Source organism: Vibrio sp. R-1 (genome assembly GCF_035615595.1).
GTDB classification, from domain to species: Bacteria; Pseudomonadota; Gammaproteobacteria; order Enterobacterales; family Vibrionaceae; genus Vibrio; species Vibrio cholerae.
Genome location: NZ_WPDC01000175.1, coordinates 1 through 1,689 on the forward strand (window position 1 = coordinate 1; position 1,689 = coordinate 1,689).

Sequence of the window (1,689 nt, forward strand, 5' to 3'; positions counted from 1 at the left end):
TACATATTATTAATGTAGCCCAAGCAAAAGCTATATTGCGGCACTTAAATTTCTATACTCTTCAAGTGCAAATCCATCAGTCATTCCACTAATGTAATCAATGATTAGTTTCGCACGATGATAGTGTTCTAACAAAATGTCTTTGCATTCCAGTATGTCGTCTTCTTTTTCAAAAATATCTTTGACAGCCCTTAAATATGTATTCTTGTGTTTTTTTGATAGTTTATGGTAAAGCCTTGTCTCAATTGGGTGAGTTTTTAATCTATCATTTAAGACAAGTGACTTAAATTGTTTATATTGAAGAGATATTAGCTTTGAGTATTGTTGTAGTAGCCCAGAAATCACTGAATATCCTTTCAATTCAAGATTTTCTACATCTCTATCATTAAACACATTTTGTATTGCTATGTTTTTTAATGTCTCTGTTGCCATATGAAACTTATCAGAACCATCTAAAAGAGACTCATCAAAATCACCGTTAAATATTGCATTATGATTTTCAATATATCGTTCGGCAGCATAATTCGATAGGTCATTAACCAAAGTGGTTCGTATGGTTAACATATATGCATGAGATTTATTAAATTGTTCTTTATCCGCATTGGCTAAAGCCAGCGTTGCTATATCGCATAAGTAGTTTTGATCATCAATTAGTGAACCATTAACATCATTTATTAGTTCTCTCCATGTTGTTTTTATTTCATTATGCAGCTTATCAATGGAGAGAATCCCTTTATCAATTGCGTCATCTATATCAGCAATGCAGTATGAAATATCATCTGCCGCTTCCATTATGTAGGTCAGTGGAAATCTACATCCTGATTGTATAGAGAGCTCTTGTGTAATCTTGTTGTATAAATCGTTCTCTGTATAATAGTAGCCTGGTTTCTTTTTCCTATATGCGAATGGGTTTTTGTTGTCTTCATTATCTTCAGGTTTTGGTTCGTAAGCTGCTCTAGTATATTTTATTAAGCAAGCAAGCTGAGTATAAGTTAGATTAAGACCTTGAATGTGATGCAACAATCTTATCCCTTGGGCATTGCCTTCAAATGAACATAAATCTCGTATTAATAGATCTCTAAATTCAATAGTGTCTGTGTTTGTATGTGTCTTTGTAAAAAGTTCTTTTAGATAATTTTTTGCCCAAAGATTTATTGCTTCTTCTCCAAAGTGTCCAAATGGAGGATTGCCAATATCATGCAGCAAGCATGCGATTTCCACTGCGCTAATGAACCCATCCGACAAGTCCGGAGGGAACTTGTCACCAAGTTTTTTAAGTATTAATTTACTAATGTATCGTCCAACTTGCTGAACTTCTAGAGAGTGGGTAAGTCGGCTACGGACTGCTGCATTTGTTTCTAAAGGAAAAACCTGTGTTTTTTGCTGTAATCGTCTTACGGCGGCTGAGTTTATAGCTCTGCCTCGATCGCTCTCCATTTCATTATTAAAATCTCTGCCTTGAATTGAGGATTCTCTGTATCTGTTTGTTTTTAATTTTTCTTTATAATTCATGGTGATAGTTCTCTAAATAACAACTATAGATAGATAGCTCTAAGCATAGTGTGCCAGAAATTCATCAATAATGTCATCCTGTCATCATGTGTAGAGCAACAAACTCTGTATAGAGGTTACATTGAGAAAGGTTTGTGTCAGGCTAACAAAGAGCCGAAAGGGACATTTTGAAATGGG

Annotated in this window: 1 protein-coding gene; it reads right to left on the bottom strand. The window is 34.5% G+C overall.

The window, feature by feature from the left end:
* Positions 1-30: 30 nt before the first annotated feature.
* On the bottom strand, positions 31-1,512 hold the full coding sequence (gene dgt, locus GOU96_RS17365) for a dGTPase (protein WP_178089977.1): 1,482 nt from the start codon (positions 1,510-1,512) through the stop codon (positions 31-33).
* Positions 1,513-1,689: the final 177 nt, after the last annotated feature.

Excerpts from the sequence above, each read along its gene's own strand:
- dgt (WP_178089977.1), bottom strand. The coding sequence starts at position 1,512 with ATGAATTATAAAGAAAAATTAAAAACAAACAGATACAGAGAATCCTCA.